This is a genomic window from Xenorhabdus littoralis (assembly GCF_033949345.1).
Taxonomy (GTDB): Bacteria; Pseudomonadota; Gammaproteobacteria; order Enterobacterales; family Enterobacteriaceae; genus Xenorhabdus; species Xenorhabdus littoralis.
Window position 1 is genome coordinate 42,550 of sequence record NZ_VCDP01000004.1, and the last position, 23,425, is coordinate 65,974.

The 23,425-nt window shown below is 38.0% G+C and carries 17 protein-coding genes and 2 pseudogenes; 9 read left to right on the forward strand and 10 right to left on the reverse strand.

Translation table 11 applies throughout. From position 1 onward, the window contains the following. Nucleotides 1-79: 79 nt before the first annotated feature. The 4 genes from FE394_RS01135 to FE394_RS01150 all read right to left on the reverse strand — a co-directional run bounded on the left by FE394_RS01135 (nt 80) and on the right by FE394_RS01150 (nt 5,462). Nucleotides 80-1,114, reverse strand: coding sequence for an ABC transporter substrate-binding protein (locus tag FE394_RS01135; RefSeq protein WP_319924568.1), 1,035 nt, complete (start codon nt 1,112-1,114; stop codon nt 80-82). Between the two features lie 741 nt (nt 1,115-1,855). Then, nucleotides 1,856-3,178, reverse strand: coding sequence for an MFS transporter family glucose-6-phosphate receptor UhpC (uhpC, locus tag FE394_RS01140; protein WP_319924569.1), 1,323 nt, complete (start codon nt 3,176-3,178; stop codon nt 1,856-1,858). 61 nt (nt 3,179-3,239) lie between these two features. Next, entirely contained in the window at nt 3,240-4,829 is a 1,590-nt protein-coding gene (locus FE394_RS01145) for an MASE1 domain-containing sensor histidine kinase (protein ID WP_319924570.1), read from the reverse strand. A gap of 3 nt (nt 4,830-4,832) precedes the next feature. After that, on the reverse strand, nt 4,833-5,462 hold the full coding sequence (locus FE394_RS01150; protein ID WP_319924571.1) for a response regulator transcription factor: 630 nt from the start codon (nt 5,460-5,462) through the stop codon (nt 4,833-4,835). Nucleotides 5,463-6,476: 1,014 nt separating this feature from the next. Between FE394_RS01150 and FE394_RS01155 the strand changes: the two genes are divergently transcribed. Next, nucleotides 6,477-7,025 (forward strand): cysteine hydrolase family protein, encoded by a 549-nt coding sequence (locus FE394_RS01155; RefSeq protein ID WP_319924572.1) that lies wholly within the window; start codon nt 6,477-6,479, stop codon nt 7,023-7,025. 121 nt (nt 7,026-7,146) lie between these two features. Here FE394_RS01155 and speD read toward each other — a convergent pair. From speD to FE394_RS01170, 3 genes and pseudogenes are all read right to left on the reverse strand, one after another. Then, nucleotides 7,147-7,781: pseudogene (gene speD, locus FE394_RS01160) on the reverse strand (adenosylmethionine decarboxylase); the annotation flags it as partial. Between the two features lie 28 nt (nt 7,782-7,809). Then, nucleotides 7,810-8,511 (reverse strand): annotated as a pseudogene (gene speE / locus FE394_RS01165) (spermidine synthase). 109 nt (nt 8,512-8,620) lie between these two features. Further along, nucleotides 8,621-8,968 (reverse strand): YacC family pilotin-like protein, encoded by a 348-nt coding sequence (locus tag FE394_RS01170; protein WP_319924573.1) that lies wholly within the window; start codon nt 8,966-8,968, stop codon nt 8,621-8,623. Between the two features lie 474 nt (nt 8,969-9,442). Between FE394_RS01170 and FE394_RS01175 the strand changes: the two genes are divergently transcribed. From FE394_RS01175 to FE394_RS01190, 4 genes are all read left to right on the forward strand, one after another. Continuing rightward, complete coding sequence (locus tag FE394_RS01175) at nt 9,443-10,660, forward strand: tyrosine-type recombinase/integrase (protein ID WP_319924574.1); 1,218 nt, start codon at nt 9,443-9,445, stop codon at nt 10,658-10,660. A 12-nt stretch (nt 10,661-10,672) separates the two neighbouring features. After that, on the forward strand, nt 10,673-11,656 hold the full coding sequence (locus FE394_RS01180; protein WP_319924575.1) for a hypothetical protein: 984 nt from the start codon (nt 10,673-10,675) through the stop codon (nt 11,654-11,656). 144 nt (nt 11,657-11,800) lie between these two features. Then, the gene (locus tag FE394_RS01185) at nt 11,801-12,082 is read left to right on the forward strand and encodes a helix-turn-helix transcriptional regulator (RefSeq protein ID WP_319924576.1); all 282 of its coding nucleotides are present in this window, start codon (nt 11,801-11,803) and stop codon (nt 12,080-12,082) included. A 154-nt stretch (nt 12,083-12,236) separates the two neighbouring features. Further along, nucleotides 12,237-13,061 carry an antA/AntB antirepressor family protein gene (locus FE394_RS01190; protein WP_319924577.1) on the forward strand — a complete coding sequence of 275 codons (825 nt, stop codon included), beginning with the start codon at nt 12,237-12,239 and terminating at the stop codon, nt 13,059-13,061. A gap of 132 nt (nt 13,062-13,193) precedes the next feature. Here FE394_RS01190 and FE394_RS01195 read toward each other — a convergent pair whose 3' ends face one another. Continuing rightward, complete coding sequence (locus tag FE394_RS01195) at nt 13,194-13,376, reverse strand: YlcI/YnfO family protein (protein ID WP_038220725.1); 183 nt, start codon at nt 13,374-13,376, stop codon at nt 13,194-13,196. A gap of 239 nt (nt 13,377-13,615) precedes the next feature. Between FE394_RS01195 and FE394_RS01200 the strand changes: the two genes are divergently transcribed. From FE394_RS01200 to FE394_RS01210, 3 genes are all read left to right on the forward strand, one after another. Next, entirely contained in the window at nt 13,616-13,804 is a 189-nt protein-coding gene (locus FE394_RS01200; RefSeq protein ID WP_092512961.1) for a hypothetical protein, read from the forward strand. A 3-nt stretch (nt 13,805-13,807) separates the two neighbouring features. Further along, nucleotides 13,808-16,219, forward strand: a complete 2,412-nt coding sequence (locus FE394_RS01205; RefSeq protein ID WP_319924578.1) for a DUF5906 domain-containing protein — start codon at nt 13,808-13,810, stop codon at nt 16,217-16,219. A gap of 297 nt (nt 16,220-16,516) precedes the next feature. Next, nucleotides 16,517-16,642, forward strand: coding sequence for a hypothetical protein (locus FE394_RS01210; RefSeq protein ID WP_319924579.1), 126 nt, complete (start codon nt 16,517-16,519; stop codon nt 16,640-16,642). A gap of 133 nt (nt 16,643-16,775) precedes the next feature. On the opposite strand, the gene FE394_RS01215 is transcribed toward FE394_RS01210, so the two are convergent. Beyond that, entirely contained in the window at nt 16,776-18,617 is a 1,842-nt protein-coding gene (locus tag FE394_RS01215; RefSeq protein ID WP_319924580.1) for a phospholipase D-like domain-containing protein, read from the reverse strand. Continuing rightward, nucleotides 18,614-22,330, reverse strand: coding sequence for an AAA domain-containing protein (locus tag FE394_RS01220; protein ID WP_319924581.1), 3,717 nt, complete (start codon nt 22,328-22,330; stop codon nt 18,614-18,616). Before FE394_RS01220 ends, FE394_RS01215 begins: the two co-directional genes overlap by 4 nt. An 820-nt stretch (nt 22,331-23,150) precedes the next feature. Between FE394_RS01220 and FE394_RS01225 the strand changes: the two genes are divergently transcribed. Next, nucleotides 23,151-23,327: a hypothetical protein gene (locus FE394_RS01225; protein WP_319924582.1), complete on the forward strand. Its 177-nt coding sequence runs from the start codon at nt 23,151-23,153 to the stop codon at nt 23,325-23,327. The last annotated feature ends 98 nt before the right edge of the window (nt 23,328-23,425 follow it).

The following is a 23,425-nucleotide window of genomic DNA, read 5'->3' on the forward strand; positions in this document are numbered from 1 at the left end:
TGTGTAAATCACATGATTAGGCAGCGAATACATATCCATGTCTCGCTGCTTGAATGGATGCTATTAATGATTGAAGAGATTATTTCCCCATTTTGACTTCAGTCAGCCATTTGTTGATCAGCCCCTTACGTACCTCATTGGTTCCATATTTATCCATGTCATAATTGATGAGATTCAATTCAGAGGGGTTCAGTGTTATCGGAGAAGATTCAGCCGTAATATTGGTCAGAATTTGGTAAGACTGTCCTTTTTTCCAACTTAACTCTTGGGCTTCTTTAGACAATACCCAATCAACAAATAATTTCGCGTTATCCACATTACGGGCATTTTTTATGATGCTGACACCACCAATTTCATAGCCAGTGCCTTCGCAGGGAGCAATTAGCTTCATGGGCGCGCCATTTTCAACTTCCAGCGAATAATCGTGCAAGAAGCCAATTCCAATGGCGGTTTCTCCGCGCGCGGTATTACGGGCGGGGGCAATGCCGGATTTGGTATATTGGGAAACATTGTTATTAAGTTTCTTCAGATAATCAAAGGCCTGATTTTCACCCCATAATTGAATAAATGTTGCAAGTGCGGTGTAGGAAGTGCCCGAGCTTTGTGGATCAGCTAATTGGATCTCACCTTTATACTCCGGCTTGGTTAGATCTTTCCAACATGTTGGTATGGGCAAGTTTTTTTCTTTCAAACGCTCTGTATTTACACCAAAACCAAGAATGCCCATATAGACCGCTGAAGTGTAATGTCCTTTACGCTTTGCAGGATCGCGGAATTGAGGTGTTATTTGAGATAAATTGGGTGATTGGTAAGGTTGCAGGAGATCCATCTCACCTGCTTGGGAATGAGGGTCGAGTGTGCCGCCATACCATACATCTGCTTGTGGATTATGTTTTTCAGCTTCCATTTTGGCTAATGTACTGCCTGAGCCATTGCGAATAAATGTCGTTTTGACATTGTATTTTTCACCAAAGGCACGTGTTTCTGTTTCACACAGGGCATTGGTGCCACTGCAATAAACAATCAACCGACCAGAGGCTTGAGCATTGCTGCTTATTATAGTAACAGTTGTTAATCCTACTGCTATGAGAGTAGAGAGATAATTGAGCTTCATTAGTGATATCCTTTTGTTCAGAAGTTTTATCTGGATGAGATAATATGAGTCTTGATAAACAAAACTATTATTTTAAATTTTATTTAATAATAGGATTCTGATTATTAATTCAATAGACATCATGATAAGGTTAATAAATTTATGCAAATTAATAGATTAAAATTGCAAACTAGATAACAAAATTAATTATTATTATTGAATTATTTTTTCTTTATTATGACATTGGATAATATTAAGTATCACGTTGAATTTGTTTTTTTTGTTTTTTTAATGGAAAATTGCCGAAATATTGTTTTGTTTTTTTTCGATTATTTGATTGATTGTAATTGATTTTATTTTAACATTTGGAGACTTTTTTACTCTCTATTTTAGACAGGGTTCGTAGTGTTAAAAATCATCATTTATTTTAATGTTTATATGTTAATGATATTATAAAATATCTTGTCTTGTTAAAAATTGTTTCATACTTTCCCCCATAAGTGGTATTTCAAAAAAATCTTCACAACGAATTTATCACTAACATAGAGTTTAAGAAATTACTGAAATAGGCTCTAAATAACGTATATGGACACCAACTTGAATTGAGTCGGTGTCCATGTGTTATTTAGATGTGAGAAATTGTCGATGGAGGAGTAAACTGAACCTCGCTCGATAGGACAAAAGTAGACATCATATTTATATATTGTATATAACCTCTTGCGTTTATAAGAAAGTGTTATTCATAAAAACAATTGCCTAGAGCTATTGATGGGGATTTTGGCTATTTTGGCAAGGTGTTTTATTGTATTGATTAATATCTGCCATCAACAGTGGCATAAGTAATAATCCCATCAATGCAGCTGCTAGAGTAAGCAAAGCGAACATTCCTGACCAATCGTAATAGTTAATTATTTGACTCAATGGCCAGCCTGCCATTGCTGCACTAAGGTAAGCATACAGTCCTAGATAGCCAGTAACTGTACCAGCTGCATTCTTATGACAGTACTCTGTTGCTGCTAAACCAATTAACATTTGTGGTCCGAAAACAAAAAAACCGATACTGAAAATACAAGTAGATAGTAAAATATAGTGTTGTATAGGAGCTAGCCAAAGTGCGGTAACTGAAAAAAAGAGTCCAATAGAAAATAGTAAAATCATGGGAATTCGTTGACTACGGAAGAACAGATCAGAGCCCCAACCTGAAAAAAAAGCGCCTAATAGTCCGCCTAATTCAAAGAGTGAGAGAATCATGTTAGCACTAACTACATTGATACCATATTTTTCTGATAACCAAAGATTACCCCAGTCATGTATGGTTATTCTAATGAAGTACACTAGAATATAGGCACAGCCAAGAAGCCAAATTGTTCGATTACACAGAATTGTTTCTTGTAATATTTTCATCATTGGCATCGGTGGCGATAATTGTTCTTGTTTCTGTTCCATTACATCTTTTCGCCAATTGCCTATGCTAGGTAAACCATGTTCTTGTGGAATTCCTGGTAGCCGCCAGAATAACCAGATTCCCAGTATAATGCTAATAATCCCAGGAAGTAGTAGAGCAACTCGCCAGCTATAGGTTGTTGTTAACAGAGCAGATAGTAGTGCTAGAAGAATTCCGCTTATATTGATAGATATATTCCAGCATCCCCACCAAAATCCGCGCTCATTGCGAGAATACCAGTGTGTTAATAGCCTGGCACAGGGAGGCCACCCCCATCCTTGAAAGAAACCATTTAGTGTCCATACAATTAACAATGCCGTTAGTGATGAGCAAAATGCAAAAACGATATTAAGTATTCCGGTTACTATTAATCCAGCGCCCATGAACCAACGATAACCACTATGATCGTGGAAAACCCCCGACACAAATTTTGAACAACCATAAGCAATATAAAATAAGCTAGCTATCCAGCCAATATCCTCCTTACCTAGTGTTAAGTCTACTTGCATTTCAGGCATGGCGATATTCAAACTTTTACGTGTTAATTGAAATGCGGCATAACCGACAATCATTGATATCAATAGATGTTTTCTCCAATAGCGATAATTTTGTGAAATTTGTTCATTGCTATTGGTTTGCATAATAAATCTCCATAAAAGTGAATAAATAGCAATATAAAGTCTTATAGTCCAGCCTGTTAGGCTACAATTTCAGTACGTTGGAAATAATTTTTGATGATTTTATACACTCATCTGCATTTATTGGTAAATTAACCACAATGTGAGTCCCTTGTTGAGTATCTAAGCTCCAATTACCACCAAGCGCCCGAACTCGTTCTTCAATACCCCTTAAGCCAAGTCCTGTATTTTTTTTATCATCTATAATGCCAATACCATTATCACGGACTTGAAGCTGAATTAAGTTTTCTTTTTGTTTTAATGTGATCATAATGGTACTAGCGTTGGCATGTTTACTGATATTATTCAGTAGTTCTTGAACTAATCGATAAAGAGTTAAGGTGATAGTACTATTCTTTGGTTCTTGCAGAAGTTGATAATCAAACTGGCAAAGAATATTTTGTTCTTCGAAAGCAAACTCATTTACGAGATGACGGATAGCCTCTTCGAATGACATTTCATCTAAGGCTGGCGGACGTAGTTCACGGAGTAATTGCCGGGTAGCTTGATGAATTTGTTGAGATAGATATTTGATTTGTTCCGATGCTTTTATTATCAGTGGTGAGTTTGCCGTACGTTTTACCAGAGTAGATTGGATTTGAATTGCCGTGATATTTTGTCCAATTTCATCATGTAATTCTCTGGCAATATTTTTGCGGATATCCTCTTCAATATGTACTAGGTTTTGCATCAAGGTATAGCGTGAGATTAATTCTTCTTCCAATCGTGTACGATAATGATTTAAATTATTTGCCAACTGTTGCTGGCGACTGATCGCTATACCAAGTCCGATTCCTAATAAGGCTTGAGTCGTTAAAAATATTTCTAATTCTTGAAGTTCACTAAAGGAGCCACTGGATTGACGGGCAAAAGCCACTATCAAACTTCCTAGCAATGCAGAAAATACACCGCCTTGCCAGCCATAACGATAAGCCATAAAAACATTGGGAATAAATACTAAAATTGACAAAAGCCCTTCAATTTTAGGCGATAAAAAGAAATGCCCACTGATACCGAGTAAGCTGAATAAAAAGCACCATATTAAAAAAGATGATCGCAGTTGTGGATAGAGAGAATTATCTGTAATTTGATTGTATTTTAAACTTTTCTCGTATAATTCATATAAATAAATATGAATTAAATAAACAAATGGGGAGAGAAGGACACCTCCAGTGATTGAGGCGAGAAAAAAAAGGTTTACTTTAGATGATAGTGAAAAACTAAGGAAAAGAGTTTGTAACAGACTATTTATAACTACTCCAATTAATAGGATAGAGATTTGTTGCCAATAAAGAGAATAACGTTTCCATATTTTCTGAATCATTAAAACTGTAATTAAACTAATTACAGGGGAAAGTAGTATAGTGGGGTTCGTAATAAGTTGTTCGTTAATTAACCATGTCAGGATGCTTATTTCACTAATAATAAGAGATGGCAAGTAACGCCGCCATAACAGAATCATAAGCACCAGCCTCAGTCCTTGTGGCAGAAAAAGAACGGCTTGTTGTCCATCCTCATGTAAATAAAAACTAATAATCCAAAGTGAAATCCAATTAATTGAATAGAGATGCAATATAAACAGAGACTGTAAACCGAAGCGTACTTTCCAATTCATTTACTAACCCGTAATGATTTGATGTTGTAAGGCATAATGAACAAGTTCAATAGTCGAATCGCACTGCAATTTACTAAGGATATTAGCACGATGAACATGTACAGTTTTGGGGCTTAGTTCAAGTTGTTCGGCTATGTCTTTTACGCTAATACCATTGATTAGTAACTTAAAGATTTCCTTTTCCCGTGAAGTTAGTATTTGTAATGCGTCAATTTCTTGAGGTTTTTGGCGTAGTGCTTTCAATGCATCAGCACAAAGATAAATTTCTCCTTTATGGACAGTGCGCACAGCCTGAATCAATTCTTCTGGTCCACAGCACTTAGTCAGATAGCCGCGAGCGCCTAAGTCAAGAGCATTTTGCACCAGCGAGGCAGTGTCATAAATACTTAGTACGATAGTGTGAAAATCAGGGCATTTGGGGCGTAGTCGTGCTAGCAGTTGTAGTCCACTCTCATCAGGCATGGCAATATCCATAAGCACTACATCAATTCTTTTTTTCAGTAGGTCTGGCCATGCCTCCTTGGTGCTGCTGTATTGACCTACGATCATAATATCATCTTCTAGTGTCAATAATTGAACGAATCCAGAGCGAACTACAACATGGTCATCAATAAGTGCGGTTTTTATCTTCATTTTTATTGTAGAGTATTTATTATAAATAATATGTATATATCATGATGTTAATAAATAAAACTGAGTGCAACTAAATAATTGAAATTTGTAATCAGTATAACAGATTTAATTGTTATATAAGTTAACTATACTATTTGTTATTTATATGAAGGAAGTTTAAGGGTTTTGTTTTTCAGGGTGGAAAATTTATGAAGGTTTTCCATGATGGTCAATGTGTCAATTTTTGATAGTAGTGTATTGTTTTATGTAACCGGAGATTATGCGATAGCAAAGAAAAACATTATTTATATATTTATATAAATATATCCACGGAATTATTTACGGATAAATATCTTATTAGGAGGATGAAATTCCTTGTTAATAAATTATCATTCAGAAAAAAATAGAAACTAAATTTAATGCATTAGGGCGAGTTCCCACCGCTTGTGGCGGGATTATTCATTAAAAAAACATCTTCATTAAAAATGATAGCAGACTAAATGTTGTCGTTTTTTATCATTGAGTTGTATTGTTGTGAAAAATAAAAGCATCATTAAAGCCAAGGCACTACTATGTCTGTGAATATTGGCGCTAAGGAGGAAAAATCTTCTCCATTGCCAATATCATAGAAGTCTTTTATTTCTCAGAGAGAGAATATGTTTACAGCTGCTTCATTAAACTAATCTATTATGCTTGATAAAACAATCTGATTTTTTTGTCATTTAATAACTAAATCTTATCTCAACTATGCCTTTAATCTAATAAAACTATATTTCAAGTATTTTTTTAACTTTTTCATATAACTAAGGTTTTTATCTAATCTGAGTTTTTTAAGAAAACACATGGTTACATTGAGTGTATTTTTAATATATAGTTTGTAAATTATTTCAAATGTAAATAGTTTGCATTTGGTTCTAGCATACTAAATACACTATAAATAACAGTATATTAGAATATCTTTTCTAAAATTGATGGTATTTGAATGATGTGTTCTTTTTACGATTTCTTATGTAAAAATAATAGTAAGGTCTTGAGATGAAAGCACTTATCGTAATTGATATGTTGAACGATTTTGTAACGGGTACTCTCGCCAATGAAGAGAGGGCGATGAAAATTATTCCGGTTATCCAACGTGTGATCAACTACGCCCGAAAACGACACGATTGGTTGGTGGTGTATTCCAATGACGCCCATCTCGCAAATGATAGAGAAATAAAGATCTGGGGAAAGCACGCCTTAGCGGGAACATGGGGAGCAAATGTTGTTGAGGCACTGGCTCCTGTTGACTCAGAACGTGAAATTGTCTCTCCCAAGCATTTTTATTGTGCCTTTGATGGAACCGGTCTGGAACAGATCTTCGATCAATATGCTGTTACAGAAGTTGTTCTGACTGGGCAGCATACTCACTGTTGTGTCCGGCATACAGCCTATGGTGCATTTACTCGTGGTTATGACATCAAGGTATTGTCTGATGCTGTCTGCGGTGTTCCGGGAGTTGATCAGAATGAATCTCTGGATTATTTGAAAACCATTTATGGTGCTGAAATTATTACAAGTACTGAATTAAGTGTACCGGTAGAATAAAAAGAGTTGTGTTTTATGAAAATGGAATGACTAAATGGAATAATCTTTTAATGACTGGCAGATTAATATTCTGCCAGTCAAATAGGTCAGATAGAGAATGAGTGTCTATAGGTCGGGTAAATTCCGTCCGTAATAGATTTTCCTGAAAAATATTTACATCAATCATATGGTACTGAGATTGAATTTCTTCCGTTACATAATTCTGGATGGAATTTATTTCATGATCGATATAATGTTTTACGCCATTAATATCCCGGGTAAAACCACAAACAGTGACTATGTCAGATTCTAATTCATGGATAAGATAATTCAGTACCTTAAGTGGGGAGATAACGCCGCAGGTTGACACTTCAATATCTGCCCTGAAGGTACATATGCCGCCGTCTGGATGACTTTCTGGATAGGTATGCAACAGATATGGCTCTTGTCCAAGTGGGCGACGACAGAATCAGGGAGTGGGCCAGGGTTTTCCGTATTATCCACTAGTTTGGGGTCAACGGGTTCTTCACTAATCAGAAGGGTTACGCTCGCCCCTTGTGGGCCATAGTCTTGGCAGGCAATATTAAGGATGTTTGCACCAATGATTGAACAGGTTTCACTGAGAATTTCAGTGAGGCGGGTCGCATTATACTGTTCATCGATGTACGCGATATAATTGTCGCGGTCGGCGTTCGTTTTTGCATAACAGATATCATAAATACAAAAACTCGAGCTTTTTGTTAGATTGTTAAAGCCGTGCAATTTCAGCTTGCGCAATTTAATTCACCTTCAGGCTGATAGGTGATTATTGGTTTCCAGACAATGCACTCAATAAGTACTGCGGTAATGCAAAACTTCCTGCATGTACGGCTGGAGTGTAGTAACGGCAGGTTATGGCCGAATCTTTGAAACGTTGTTGCAATGTTTCCAGAGGCATTTGACGCAAGATAGAATTTTGGGTTGCCCATGCAAATGTCATGATCCCGCCGTAATAGGTCGGAATAGCGGACTGATAGAAACTGCTGTCAGCAAAATAGTGACTCAGTTTTTTATGGCTATTGACGGCTTCGTCCTGTTGCAGGAAACAAACGCCATTTTGGGCTACAAACACGCCACCTTCATTCAAGCAACGGGCGCAACCTTCATAAAATTCAGAAGTAAATAGGCTTTCACCCGGGCCAGCAGGATCGGTGCAGTCAGAAATGGATAGAGATGACGACAGACTTCTCGCAGCATTCCACCATCCCCGCCACTAATGATCAAAACCTTCCTGGCCTGACCGTGGGCAAATAGTGGAACATGAGTCATCATTTCTATGATAGATAAACTCATCGCGTTCTGTCGTTTGAACGACACCGTCAAGAGCCATGATGCGGCCTGGTTCTGCATTTTCGAAAATGATCAGGTCTTGGTGCTCGGTTTTATCGTGATAAAGGACGTTTTAAACGGTGAAATATTGACCGAAACTGGAATGCAATGTTTCATACCAAATTTCTTTATGTGACATGTTCCGGTATTCCTCCACTATAGTGTTCACAAGCATTGGGCGCACATAATAGCCAACTATTGGATTAGTTGCACCGCGAAATTGGTCTGTGGAGGTGTGTTAAAAGGGTTTATTTTACGTAGGCGAGTAGACTGAGGGAGCTTCGCGCAAGTGAGCGGCATTTAACCTCATGAGGTAAATTGATTCCCTTCAGGTCGTTGTAGCCTAATTGATTCAGTTTCTCCATTAACTGACTGTCGTAATTGCTGAGATCCCACTTGTTGCGTTGGGCAAAATAGATAATTGTGCGCCGGATCTCACGGTCAGGGATTTGGGTATAACCGCAATCATATTTTAAGAAGATATAAACGGCTGTTAGATCAGCAAGATCTTCAGCTTCGTTCTCAGACAGGGCTTTTGCGGGTTGTGCGAAACCAAACAAAACCAAGATGTAAGTGAATAAGGCAATTTTTCGCATAATTCTATTATACTGATTTCCTACCGTTTTGCCTAAACTAACATATTAATATCTTTGTTAGCTAAATTTTATTTTCTTAATGTTGTGAAATTTGGCGTTTTTTCTTCTAATAAAAAATTTAACTGTGCATTAACGAATAGGGTTTGTTCTGATGGCATAGAGTGTTATTTTATGCGCTCGGTGAGCTTATGGTATTGAGCGGTGTGTAAATAATCACATTCATGCTTGATTGTATTTGTGATTATTTAAAGTAAAATCAACTGGTTATATTGATAAAGAAACATATTGTAGAAGCATAAAACATCGTGTTTTTATCCTATCAGACGTTTTCAATTTTCTCCTTTTTTATCCTTCTATATCAAAAAGATATACTCATTTCGTGTTTTAGTGTTAATGTCTGTTTTTTGATTGTTACAGTGAACGGTGTATCACTCGGTGTATCACTCAGACAGAGACACTATGGTGAGGTAACGAATGGCAGGGACCAACAAACTCAGTGACAAAAAACTAAAAGCATTGCTGGGCGTTAAAAGGGATTCTCCGGCTATGATTGCTGATGGTGAAGGATTGAGCATTAAGGCTTTCAAAAGTGGACAGTTAAGTTGGGTGTTTGTGTATCGCCTGGGTGGGCGTGGTAGTCGCTTGGAGCGCCTCACTTTAGGCCGTTACCCTGATATGTCACTAAAGGTGGCAAGAGAAAAACGTGAACAATGCAGAAGATGGCTGGCTGAAGGTTTTGATCCCAGGATGGAGTTGGAATTGAGCACAGAAGAAACATTAAAGCCTGTGACTGTTAAAGATGCTTTGGAATATTGGTTAGTGCACTATGCGCGCACAAAAAGAACAGATGAAGAACTCGCAAGAGCGCAGCTAAGAAAACATATTTATCCCCGATTGGGTCATTATCCTCTCGCACGATGTGAAACCCGCCACTGGGTAGCCTGTTTTGACGAAATAAATAAAACGCAACCTATGACAGCCGGACGGATGTTTCAGATTTCAAAGCAAGCTCTCAGATTTTGTAAGGTACGTCGTTATGCCACCAGTGATGCTTTAGCTATTCTTACTATTCAGGATGTAGGGCAGCCGGCAGGACAACGCGACCGCGTTCTGTCTGATTCTGAATTAGCGGATGTTTGGCGCTGTACTTACAGCAATGACCAGCAGCCTTATTATTCAAGGCTATTAAAAATATTGGTTTTGTTTGGTGCTCGTACGATTGAAGCGCGACTTTCTCACTGGTCTGAATGGGATTTTGAGTCATGGATATGGACAGTGCCTAAAGAACACAGCAAAACCCGTGAAAAAATAGTGCGCTCAATTCCTGAGGGAATTCGCCCTTGGTTGACCGAGTTAAAAAAAGAAACGGGTAAATCAGGATTATTGTTAGGAGAAGATCGTACCCGTGCGTCAGTATCATTAAAAGGGCGTAGGTTGTACAAGGAGCTTAATCACGCAAAACCTTGGACATTGCACGATTTGCGCCGTACATTCTCAACAGGGTTAAATGACATTGGTATTGCGCCTCATATTGTTGAGTTACTATTGGGACACACCTTGCCGGGAGTAATGGCTATCTACAATAAAAGCCAATACCTATCAGAGAAGTTAGACGCCTTAAATAAATGGTACGATCGATTGGATGTATTGGCGGGTAATTATGAGAATGTGGTTATATTAAAGGCAAAATAATAAAGGTATCTTATGGCTGAGATAAAAATACCATTTAAATATTGTAGGATTGAACGGGCGGATAATTTTCTGAACTGTGAAGTATCAGATCTGATTAACGCTGGTGTGAATGGGAAGTTATCATTATGTCTAAAATTGAATAATGTGCAAGGGATGTTATTGGCATCATCTCCATATGAAAAAATGAATAAGTGGGTTGATTTGTTATCTTTTGGAGGGACAATTGCCAATAATCTTGTAAAAAACTTAACACCTTACTCTTTTTATAAATTTGATAATATTTATATTCAAGATAATGGCGAGGCTGCTGTTTATCCATACTTTAATGGGGATGAGAGTAATAATGGTGTAATAGAAAATCATTCTTGTGCAATCGGGAGAGCTTATGGCTTATGGAGAATAAACAGATCCTTAGAAGATATTGAGAATAATGGCATTGCTTATATTGATGGAACAGAGTTTACACCTTGTTCACCAACAAAAGATATGCCAAATATGCAATTTGTCATGGATGAAAATCTCTCTACTAAGGTTCACGCATTAGAAGATAATGGTGATTTTGATGGGATTATAGATCGTGATAATTTTGAAAAAATTGCTATAACCCATGCAGATTTATGGATTACAGATATTGATATAAAACGTATTATTGAAAAGGAATATGATTTAAATTCCCTCGATATCGTACAACATTATGATGTTCTTATTGATAAAAAAGACAATGATAAAATTAAAGAACCACATCATACAGCAGAAAGGCATGCTAAGAATAGAGAACAAGTACTAATGGCTGCAATGCGGTTTAGAGAAGATTGTCCAACTGTATTTGATCAAGAGTGCCGAAAAGCAGATGGTTCAATAAATTTTGCTGCATGGGCGAGAGAAATTATCAGCCGACCTTTTTTATTTCCCAATCATGAATTGACAATCAAGACTGAAGATAAAATTGCAACAATTTTGAGTAATGCACATAAATCCCCTAATGACAGGAAGTAACCCGTTGTAACTCATACAAAGGGTTGTGTAACCATACAACCCCCTTTCTATATTAACTCATCCCGCTATAAGCCTTACAACGGGATGAATGTATCTGATTGAAACTCTAGAATACTTCTGACAATACAAGAAAGGAGGATCTGGATGTCAAATCAATATCACACACCTACACCAGAAGAACGCCGTACTATCTTGATGGAATATGGGGAACAATACGATCGCCTTGTTCGGGAAAAAGAACGCCAACATATTACATCTATCTCTCGAACGACTGCATGGTGTTTGGAAAAAGAAGGGCGTTTTCCCGCCCGTAAACCTTTGGGACGTAATTCCTGTGCCTGGCTTCTGAGTGATTTGTTGTATTGGGTTCGTAACCTGCCAGCAGTAGATAATGTTAATAATCCATATAGCAGGAAATCGGATTAGCATGGTTAATCTGCAAATGCACGCAAATGATCTTGTTTTGTAGATAAGTTCTCGGTGAATTCAGTTTTGCGTGTATTTGCGTGAAATGTTTTGCAGACTAATAACGTTGTCGCGACGGCTTACTATTAAATTTAAATAAACAGGAAAAAGAATAATGAAATCAAACATGGTTAATAACCGTGGTGGGCACTCTTACGCCAAAAATCAGGAAATTAAACAATTCTCAGAAATGCTTCCCGTATCGATTCATAATATTGGTGGTAAAGAAATACAGGCAATTAGCGCGAAAAAACTATATGAATATCTGAAAGTCAGACGAGATTTTACAACGTGGCTCAAAGACAGAATTAAGAAATATGGTTTTGTAGAAGGTACTGATTATATTGTTCTTGACGGTTTGATCACACCAAAACAAGGAAGTGTAAATAATACACAGTTTTCCCCAAAACAGGGGAAAACCTCTAAAGGTGGTCGCCCCGGCTCAGATTATATTATCAGCCTGAATATGGCTAAAGAGTTGTCGATGGTTGAGCGTAATGAACAGGGCAAATCGGCACGACTCTATTTTATTGAGTGTGAACAAGCCTTACAGCGTATCGCTCCCAAAGTAACACAACAGCTAAGGCACAAATTGCAGGCACGTATCAAAGCAGCTAATTACCACAAACCAATGTGTGCTGTATTGGAGCTGGCAAGAGCCGAGTTAGGGAAAAAGACAGATAACCGGCATTACAGCACAGAAAGTAATATGTTGAATCGTATGGTTTTAGGGGGAGTGACTGCTAAACAGTGGGCTAAGGCAAATAATATTGTTGGTCAACCGCGTGACAGTATGAATCAGTTGCAACTTGAACACCTTTCATATCTGGAACAATCAAATATTACGTTGATCGAGTTAGGACTTAGCTATCATGAACGGAAAGCCAAATTAACGGAGTTCTCTCAACGTTGGCTGGCTAAACGTATGGACGCCAAATAATGGTCTGAATAGTGCGAATTGCCGATAAGGGCAATTCGCCTCCTGATATAAAACAGGCAGTGTGAAGAAGACGACCTTCTGTGATGACTCGCATTTTATTTACATTATGAATCAAATAATTAATGGAATAGTTCAACCTTTAGGCTCAATACCTAACTTACGCAATCTTTCCCGGCAGGCATCTTTAACCCAGGCACTGAAATTACCACTACCTGCAACGGATTCGATTTGTACAAGTAGCTCATCTTCAAAACGAATATTCTTTTTTGTGCTGCCTGATCTCTCGAATGGTTTTTTAGTCTTATTGTCTTGCATTGGTATGTACCAGTGTGTTAGGGTGAATAGTGTCGGTACGTACCAATATAAAGTAATTAAGTACGTATATCTACAAAAAGCAACGCCCCGAAGTGCGGCAAACACTGTCGAGGCGTCTAACCAACAACCGTTAATTCAGGTAACGATGATGGCTGACATACAGCATACCCAAACTCGCCTTAAATTTACATGCCTTGATGTATTTGTTGTCCCCGAAACTCGCTTTCAGGGGGTGCATTATGCGTAAGCAGCCTGTTTCACTGGCTCAAGCTATGCACCAATCTGGTCTGGCTACCTCTTTATTTTACGTCATTCTCGAAAAAGCCAAAGATGAGTGTTCAATCGACTTAAATAATCTGATTGCGCTGGCATGTGATATCAATCAGGAAATTTATCATGCGCTTCAGGCGGCGGTTTATAAGGAATGAATCATGAGTCACACATCTTTATATGGATCTAACATCCGTCAAAAACCGCTCGATCTTATCCAGACTGTAAAAGAATCCGCGATGTGCCATTGGGAAAGTCTGCTGCCCGCTTGTGGCGTTGACGTTCCGGCAAAGGGTAAACATGGCGCTTGTCCTATCTGTGGAGGTACTGACCGTTTCCACTTTATTGATGATCACCATAATGGCAACTGGCATTGCCGCCAATGTGACGAGCCAAAATATGGGGATGGGCTGGATTTAGTCGCAAGAACCAAAGGGATCTCCATCACTGAGGCGGCAAAAGTTATTGCTGACGTGCTGGCGTTGCCTTTGCCAGAACCCAAGCCAGCCAAAGAAACCATTTACACAACACAGCCGATTGCTGAAAAAGTGGCAGCATTGATGGCTAAATCTGTCACAGGACATTCCCAATATCTGGCCACAAAGGGGCTGCAATGCCCCAATCAGCGATTGCTTGAAGATGGTTCTTTGCTACTGATTTTGCAAAGTACCGAAGGCGAAGTTACCGGAGCGCAGCTTATCAGGCCGGATGGCGAGAAAAAATTGCTATTCGGCAGCCAAAAGAAGGGATCGTTTATTCTTCTGTCAGCACTGGAAGAACAACCGGACACGGTGTTGATTACAGAGGGCTACGCCACGGCGCTGACGATCAGTCAGTTATATAACGGTCTGGTTCTGGCCGCACTGGATGAGGGAAATTTATTTCCTGTTGCCAAAGCCGTTCGGGAACGTTGGCAGGACGCAAAAATCATCATTGCAGCAGATAAAGACTGGTACGAACCGGGCAAGCTGGGTAAAGACGGCAAACCCAAAAAGAATGTTGGCAAGATCTCGGCAGAAAGAGCCGCCCTTGCGGTGGATGGTTGGGTCACATTACCACCGGGTAATGTCAAAGCTGACTGGGACGATTATCGCCAACAAAACGGTGTAGACATGGCAAAACAGGCGTTTTATCAGGGGCTTTATCAGCCGGAGTCAGTGAAAGAAAAACCAGTAAATAAACCGAAAAATGAGAAATCCGTTAAACCGACATTATGCCAGATGGGAGCCAGTCAGCGCGGGGAAGTCTTACTTGAACGCTATGATGGTGATTTGGCATTGGATGGTACTTCGGAAATGGTTCATCACTATGACGGTATTGTTTGGCGCCCGGTCAGTGATCGCGACTTACAGCGGGAAATGGTCGCTGCTTTTATTGAGGTAAAAGCGCCCTATTCTCCCAACGGGATTCGTTCGGCTGTAGATGCCCTGAAATTACAGCTTCCCATGATGCTACCGCCAGAACGTCATTTAATCGGGTTCAGTAATGGGGTGTTTGACCTGAAAACGTGCCAGTTCCGGCCTCATAGCAAAAATGACTGGTTGCTGCTTGCCAGTGATGTGGTGTTCAAAACCTCTGTTTCGGGGGGAAACATGAAAGATCATGCTCCGTATTTTTGGCGTTGGCTCAATCGAGCAGTAGCCAATTGTGAGAACAAGTCAGATCGGGTATTGGCAGCGCTGTTCATGGTTCTGGCGAACCGCTACGACTGGCAGCTTTTTTTGGAAGTGACTGGAGCCGGAGGCAGTGGCAAAAGTATCTTTGCTGAAATCTGTACTATGCTGGCAGGCAAAGGGAATACTGTATCAGCAAACATGTCTGCACTGGAAAACGCACGGGACAGGGCACTGATTGTGGGCTACTCACTCATCATTTTGCCTGATCAAACTCGCTATGTAGGTGATGGTTCAGGCATTAAAGCAATTACAGGCGGGGATGAGGTTTCCATTGACCCTAAGCATAAGCAGCCTTATTCAACCCGCATTCCTGCTGTGGTGTTAGCAGTGAATAATAACGCAATGAGTTTCAGTGATCGCAGTGGCGGGGTGTCACGGCGTCGGGTGATTTTCAACTTTTCCGAAGTGGTGCCTGAACATGAACGTGATCCATTTCTGCGAGACAAAATAGCAGCGGAATTGCCCGTAATTATCCAGTACTTACTTCATCGATTTGCTGACCCGAAAGAAGCAAGGCGTTTACTGGCGGAGCAACAGAAATCTGAAGAAGCGCTAGATATCAAACGAGGCACAGATTCCTTAGTGGATTTTTGCGGTTATCTGATTGCTTCCGATGAAGCTGATGGCATGTTAATCGGTAATGCGGAAATTATGCCGTTTAATCCCCGTAAGTATCTTTATCACGCCTACCTTGCTTATATGAAAGGCAACAATCTGAATAAACCTGTTTCCGTTACCCGATTCGGTATGGATATGCCGGGAGCATTGGCAGAGTATGGTTTGCCTTATCTGCGTAAGAAAAGCAAACAAGGCATTTGTAGCAATATGAGCCTGAATATCGAAAACGCCAATGAATGGATGCCAAAGCTAACAAGGAAAGACCCGCCAGAAGAATAATTCTCTCCACTATTCTTATCTAAAGAAAACCTGAAAAACTGTTCATCACTATTCACCCTTTGATTGAAGCCTGATATTTTAAGCTTTCATAGGGTGAATAGTTATTTTTTACTATTCATAAGTATTCATTCTATTCACCTTTTTCTGAATTTTGGTGGGGGTTTATATGAAGAGTGATGAAGAGACTGATTTTAAGTTATCACCATTTAATTAATTGAATTTAAATAAGAATAATTAATGGTGAATAGGGTGAACAGTTTTATCCATAATTCTTTAATAGGGTGGGGTTAAATAAAGATGGCTTTTCTGGCTGGTGTAGTGTTTTTCAACTCTCTGGCATGTCTGGTTAATGTATTAGCCAGACATGCCAGAGAAGACAAGCGCAGCGCGTCAGTATTCCTGTTTGATGTATGCTTAGGTTAATATATGCAATTATCAGTAGATTGGAATAATACATCAAAAAAAGCGCTATAGATTCAATCCTAAGCGCTTTTTTACTTTTTAAAGAAAGGCACATTGCAAAACTGCAAACAGGTATTATTCAATTAATAATAGATTACTCTTTATTTCCATAAAGCTGAGTGAATGCTTTTTTTACCTGTGATGCAAGTTCTTTCCCTTTCAAATAAACACCAATTTCATCATATATGTCACCCACTGCTGAAGCAGAAAGCCAGTTAAGACTTGTAATGACTACATTATCATTATCCCAAGTCAATATTTTTGCATGGATTTGAGGGTCTTCAGCTTTTATTATATGAAACCCATCCTCACATAAAGTGTCTTTTAGCTCTGGCATATCAGCATTCCGCATTGTACCGCTAGTACGTCCATAAACAACTTTCACTGTAAGTGAAGGCGTGTCATTAAGTGCTGCTTTCAGTGGAGTCAGAATTGGACGTTCTCCAGCAAAACTAATGCGATGACTACAAACAAAAATATCCTTTTGTGCTTCATCACTTGCTGTTTTTGCTAGATCATGGTGCATATTAGATGTTATTAATTGAATTTTAACAGTGTTATCTTCGTGGAGAAAATCAGATGGAGGATTGTGTTTTTTGAGTAGTGTAGAAAGTATGGCTAGGTCACGGCTCAAATCATTCGTTAGCCCTTGATCTTCCATGGCGAGCCTTGAAGCAATACTAAGGGCATTTGATACCACAGATTGGTTATGAATACATACAGACGATTCAAATCGATTAAAACTAGATGATAGCCAATTGCAGGAACCAAAAGTAACAGACCAATCATCCTCACTCCAATTAGTTATAAGAAATTTTGCGTGAGACTGAGTTGGATTAAGATGAAAGCGAAATTGAGTAGCCAAACCTTCTCGGTTGATCTGTTTTTGAAGTGAATCAAGTTTATCAATTATTTTTTGGTAAGCGATAAACTTTTTCGATTCTTCTGGTTCTGTCTGTCCCCAAAGAACATCAATTTGGATAGAGCGCCGAGCTGCAGATAACAATTTCAAAAAGAGATCATCAATATTTTTTTCATTAATGAAAGTTGAATGAATAATTATCCGTGAAAATGCGTTATCAATTGTATTAATTAAATGTTGATAGTGCTGAGTGCCTCCAAGGATTAAATCAACTTCAGAATCTTTTATATTGTGATAAGGGAATGGACGATTTATGGATTTTGTTTCATAACTGATTAGCTCGGGTATGTTTTTTCCGTTTATAATACCTAGTAATTGAAACCTTTCCCTCTGAATATTTGCTGCTTTCAATATCGCATCTCTGAGTTCTTTTGAAATTTCAGGTACTCCTTGTATGTTATCTTCTCTGTCAACAACAGCGATAGCATATTTTACGGAGTCAGAATAGCTTTTCTTTATTATGCCTCCATCAAAGCCGTTCACTTCTTCATTACGATTAGCCACACAGTGAAAAATATCCGATAACTCAGGACTGTATGAAGAGTCTACTTTTAATTCAGTAACTGATCCTTTATATTCATTGAGTAAATCTTGTGCTCGTAAGAAATGATAAACTTTAAAGGGTTGTTTTTTTTGTTTACGTTCCAATCGATAACATTCAAGTGTGATAGGGTCAATTAGAAAACTTCTTAACCGGCTCATAGGCTCGCTGTCAGATGGTAGATCTTCATACGTTGCAACTGCCATCCCTCTCGATGTAGCTTGGAAAAAATATCCATTTTCATTATGCATAATTTCAACCCAACCGACTTGCATTAGTGGAATAACAATTTCTGTTATTAACTGTCTTGGCAAATTAGATACTTCAGCAAGCATACGTGAAGTACAAGCTTGTTGTGTAATATACTGTAGAATTGCGTGATCTATTGCCCCCCATTTACGACTTTTCACTATTTTAAAACGATGAATACCATAACCGAATTTTACGAGAACAAAGATATTTTCTTTTCTCATGAGCGTAATCCCTTTTTATTTTTTTTTACTTTTTTTGGGGAAATGGATAAGTTAATTTTGGATGTATCAGGTAGAAGAATCTCTGCAGGGATGCACTTCATAATTCCCTGTGTTTTATATTCCATGAGTGTATCTACAAGTTTCACAATAAAAGCATGAGAGTGATTTCCTTTATCTACTTGTTCTTTTTTTATTTTTTTTGCCCAATGATGCAGGAATTGAAGTGATCCAACGAGAATCATTTGATACTTTGCTCTACTTAGTAACACATTCATTCGTTGGCTATCTAATAAAAAGCCTAATGCGGTTATACCATATGAATGATGATTATTTCTTACTAAAGATACAATGACAAGATCAGCTTCTGCTCCTTGAAAACTATCTACTGTGCTGCAAAATGACATATGGTCATCGGGGCGATCAAATTTTGATAGATTTGCAAGCTCTTCTCTAGCCGTTTTTTTCTCAATTTCTTTCGATAACAACCTTACTTGTTGAGTATATGGTGATAGAATGGCAAGCTTTGGTTTTTTTTCTATTTGAGTAGATACAGAGAGCTTACTCAATAATGTCATTATGATATTGCACTCGTATTTATTTTGCCAACGAGGATAACTTTCTCCTGCTTTACAGTGGCGATTAGATTGTCTATCTGGTGTTTCAATCCAGATAATTGCTGGTTCAGTTGATGCTGAATCAATTTCTCTGAAAATGAAAGGCCGTTGACTAGGAGTTTGGAGGTAAAATTCAGTTTTATTTTTTTCTGTATAAAGTTTTTCGTTATAAAAAACACGAGAGATTAGGGCTGCAATATTTGGATGCATACGATGCTGTATAGATAACATACTAGCAATAGGTTGATGATGAATATCAGAACCAAAATGTTTTATTGACTTTTCAAGGGTTTTTTCTTCTTCAAAAATTAGGTTTTCAAATAAAAGATGTAGTCTCAATGAATCTTTACAAAGGTTATTAAGTTGTTCTTCATTGAGAGACTGAACAAACTCATCAGTAAAACGTGACTTAATTATTTGACCTTTCAAAGAATTATTGTAAACATCTGTTCCGATTTTTAGTGCGTTGTGTAATCGTTTAGGATCCTCAAGAATTTTTTTCATTTCTTTAGCTGCATAAGGAGGAAGTTGTTTATGATCTCCTATCATCAAGCGACGATATGATAATAGCAAAGGACTTAATAGCTCTATACCTGTCACTTTTCCAGTTTCTTCCATTATTGACCAATCAAATTGCGAACGAGCATTAATCAATTCTTCTACTTGTCGGGAGTTTGTTGTAGTAAAGACGATATTAGCTGCTTTCAGGAGTTGTGAAGCTAAAGGATTTCGGGAAGAACGAGCACTATCATCACTCATGGCAATAATTTTTTCTTTGGCTGAATTTGATTTTATTTTTTGAAAAAATGAGCTTTCTATAAGTAACTTGAGATATGATTGTATTTGTAAATCTAATTCTGCTAACGAATCTGATTCACTGTTATTCTGACCTTTCGTTTTTATGCAACTGACAATCAAAGGTGGATTTTTTGTATCAACAGAATTGTTTAAGTAATTCATAACTTCATGATAAAGATGCTGAACAGTTGAATGACCTTGCGCGGTTAAAAGAACTCGGCTTTCTGTTTCCTGAGAAAATATTTGCTGCATTAATGCGGTAACAAGAAAAGTTTTACCTACACCAGGAGGACCTTGAACTAAATATAGAGGTAATGTTTTTATTACATTAATAAAAGCTTCTTGCTTAGAAAAATCTAGTGAATCAAATGCTTTATGTTTTTCCCAACCCTCTTGAAGAAGAGTACTTCCTGAGTATGGATTGGATAGCATCCCTATCAATTCAGCATGGTTACTTAATGCATCAATAGCTGAAGCTCTACGATTTAACTGGCTTGTGGTTCCCTGTACTGATAGGGGAATGATGTAATATTTATTATAATCAGGAGGTGATGAGGTAGTAGTGAAACAATAGAATGATTCTCCATCTGGCTGAGAATCAATTTTCTGAAATTCCAATACAATTTCTTCCTCATCAATGAAATTTGCATTACTTACAAGTATCCAACTAAATGAATCACTTGTCTCACTTTTCAGTTTCTCATCAACACGTTTAGCTGGTGATTTAAGTCCCAAAGAGCGGGAAATTGCTTGTACATCATGATCTTGGGTGTTTTTTAAAATCACATTGTAGAGTGAATAATCATCTTTATTTTTTTCAAAACTGACAAGTGAAACAGGATATATTTCTGATTTAGCATATGCAATTTCAGTCAAGTGATAGGCTGAAAAGCCATCGATAATCTTTTGTTTATTGATATCTTCTTCTTGGTTTTTATGTAGTGAGATAATCACGTCATCCCAAGAGCGGGATGAGCTTTGCTGTTTTGTTCTGTATTGTGAAGGAGTGTAATAATGGAAAGTATAGTGGCTGAGTTTAGCTAACTCACAGTTACTACGTAATTCTTTAGGGGGATCAATATAAGCTGAATGACAGAAAGCTGCGTCCCAATTAGCTTCTCCATGTTTTCTCTGATGCTTAGTGAGTATGTAAGTCAAATGACTTCCCAAAAGAAGAAGTTCTTCATTTTCTCCTTCTGGTGAAGGTAATATGACAATACGAGGATCATTGCGTAAATCAGAGGCTACAAATTTAATACATTCACTTGTATCATTTTCTCCCAAATTTACGTCGTATAATTTTTTATATATGTGTTGAATGGCGATAAAAACAGATGATTTTTTTAATGGTGTTAAGTTACGTGGAGTATTTGTATTAAGATGGATTATAATATCTAAATTTGAATCATCAGAAGATAGTAACGAAGTTAATGAAGTAATTATATCTTTAACTTGTGTGATAATCATATTGCCATCTATACTTTCACGGGGTATATTTGCTTGTAGTTTTAGATCCCCTAATAATCCACGAATTAATGTGATTTCATCAAGCGTAAGGCCACTTTCATCAACTAACTGTTTGATAGGAATAGTAAGATTTCTTAAAGTTAGGATATCTAACTTAAGTATTTTTGCAATTAATCTTCCTAAATCAGCCCAATCGGTTAGAAAAGAATATACTCTCCCAGATTTAATTGACTCTGATGGAGAGCCAGAAGTATTAAATCCAGACATGGTCTGTACTCGAATGGACCATTCAAAACCAGTTAATTGAAAATCAGAATCTGATGAATGAGGATCTGTCAGTATGGCGTCTTCATCTAGATGGCGATGTAATAGTCCTTGTGAGTGTAGCAATTGAAGAGCATTAATTACACGGATAATATTATTCCAGAAACGGATTCTTCTTTGCGGTACTTTTAGTGTTTTAAGCCAATGTATAGACAACGTTTTTTTTTGCATTGAGCTTTGAAGAAAGTTAGATAAAGGTAGGCGATTACCTGCATCAAGAACAAGGTAAAAACCACATTCATCTTTGCCTGCATCGATTAAGTTAGCGATATAGTCTCCTAGTCCGGGATAACCTTTTAGTCGACGTAATTGACGAATTTCATACAGCCAGATATCTTCAAGAATGTCTGATGGTCCGTGAGATTCATGTGGCCAGTATTTTATGATAACTGGGCTATCTTTTAGGTTTGCTGTAATTAAAGTTGGTTTTCCTTGTGTAGAGTCAGCCTCTTTGAAAATAAGTGGTTCTTCGAATTTTTTTAGGAATGATGATTGGGAGCAAACAGGCATACACTTTTCCTTATGAATGAGAAAAAACTAATACTAATATTTATGAAGTTGATTAAAAAGTGATTTCCCCAAAAATAATAAAACTATAATTTTAGAAAATATAATGTAATGCAATAATCAACATTGAAAATTAAATGTGAGATTCTTAAAGTCACACCTACAATCAGCTTTTATGTTACTGCAGAGTGAAAAATAGAATGGTGCAATCTTGATAATAAGCATGAACATTACTTCAATATAATATTGAGGCAATGTTCTTATGGACTTTCTTATTGCAACGCTTAAGATAATTCGATAATCTGATTTTGTTTAATCACCATCATCGATGGTCACCAATGTTTCCATAGTCTGAGAGGAAGCGCTTTCGAGCGACTAGAAAACTCCCGTAGCCTGAAAGGGAGAGCAAGAATTGCGGTACATCTGCGCACCTTTGGAAGCAGATATCGCCGGACACATAACCCACCGTCCGGCGATGAAGGTCTTTTTAACTAAATAGAGTACCAACGGTACTTAGGCGCGTTAGGTTGTGATTTTCATTACCTTTCGTAGCTGGCTTCAGGGTGGGGAAGATCCACTCTTAGGTAAGCAAGAATATTTGCTTACTTTTCACATTAGCGTCAGGTGATAAAACCCATCAGCCTTACGCACTATGGGGTTGAGTTACATCTCGATCTCATTTCACCTCAATGAGCAGGATTGCTTTCACGCATTTCGCTCATGTTTAGCTATGTCTGCTTGAAATATTTAGCGGGCGGCTTTTCTACACCTAAACAATTAGCCTATTGCTACCGTTTGATCCTTAACCTTGCGGCGTTTTGCTGTGCCTATTGGCATTTCAACGCTTGCACTACTTTTGCTGACTGTTTGCGGACTTAAGGCGTCACTTTTTGCGGATTTATCGCTGAAAGTGACGCCGCAGCAAAAGGACAACATGACGATGACAGGCTCATGCCTGCTTAACAGCGCAGTGAATCTGACACTGCATTTTATAGATTGAAAAAGCATCAAAAGGAGAGCTTGACGATATCGAGGCTGGCTTTTTGCCGGTGGGGATGACCTGTTTATACAGGCGGCAGTACCGTGTACTCAACCGAT

Bases quoted from the DNA above. Each gene is read 5' to 3' on its own strand.
- FE394_RS01135 (WP_319924568.1), bottom strand. From the start codon at position 1,114: ATGAAGCTCAATTATCTCTCTACTCTCATAGCAGTAGGATTAACAACT.
- uhpC (WP_319924569.1), bottom strand. From the start codon at position 3,178: ATGCAAACCAATAGCAATGAACAAATTTCACAAAATTATCGCTATTGG.
- FE394_RS01145 (WP_319924570.1), bottom strand. From the start codon at position 4,829: ATGAATTGGAAAGTACGCTTCGGTTTACAGTCTCTGTTTATATTGCAT.
- FE394_RS01150 (WP_319924571.1), bottom strand. From the start codon at position 5,462: ATGAAGATAAAAACCGCACTTATTGATGACCATGTTGTAGTTCGCTCT.
- FE394_RS01155 (WP_319924572.1), top strand. From the start codon at position 6,477: ATGAAAGCACTTATCGTAATTGATATGTTGAACGATTTTGTAACGGGT.
- FE394_RS01170 (WP_319924573.1), bottom strand. From the start codon at position 8,968: ATGCGAAAAATTGCCTTATTCACTTACATCTTGGTTTTGTTTGGTTTC.
- FE394_RS01175 (WP_319924574.1), top strand. From the start codon at position 9,443: ATGGCAGGGACCAACAAACTCAGTGACAAAAAACTAAAAGCATTGCTG.
- FE394_RS01180 (WP_319924575.1), top strand. From the start codon at position 10,673: ATGGCTGAGATAAAAATACCATTTAAATATTGTAGGATTGAACGGGCG.
- FE394_RS01185 (WP_319924576.1), top strand. From the start codon at position 11,801: ATGTCAAATCAATATCACACACCTACACCAGAAGAACGCCGTACTATC.
- FE394_RS01190 (WP_319924577.1), top strand. From the start codon at position 12,237: ATGAAATCAAACATGGTTAATAACCGTGGTGGGCACTCTTACGCCAAA.
- FE394_RS01195 (WP_038220725.1), bottom strand. From the start codon at position 13,376: ATGCAAGACAATAAGACTAAAAAACCATTCGAGAGATCAGGCAGCACA.
- FE394_RS01200 (WP_092512961.1), top strand. From the start codon at position 13,616: ATGCGTAAGCAGCCTGTTTCACTGGCTCAAGCTATGCACCAATCTGGT.
- FE394_RS01205 (WP_319924578.1), top strand. From the start codon at position 13,808: ATGAGTCACACATCTTTATATGGATCTAACATCCGTCAAAAACCGCTC.
- FE394_RS01210 (WP_319924579.1), top strand. From the start codon at position 16,517: ATGGCTTTTCTGGCTGGTGTAGTGTTTTTCAACTCTCTGGCATGTCTG.
- FE394_RS01215 (WP_319924580.1), bottom strand. From the start codon at position 18,617: ATGAGAAAAGAAAATATCTTTGTTCTCGTAAAATTCGGTTATGGTATT.
- FE394_RS01220 (WP_319924581.1), bottom strand. From the start codon at position 22,330: ATGCCTGTTTGCTCCCAATCATCATTCCTAAAAAAATTCGAAGAACCA.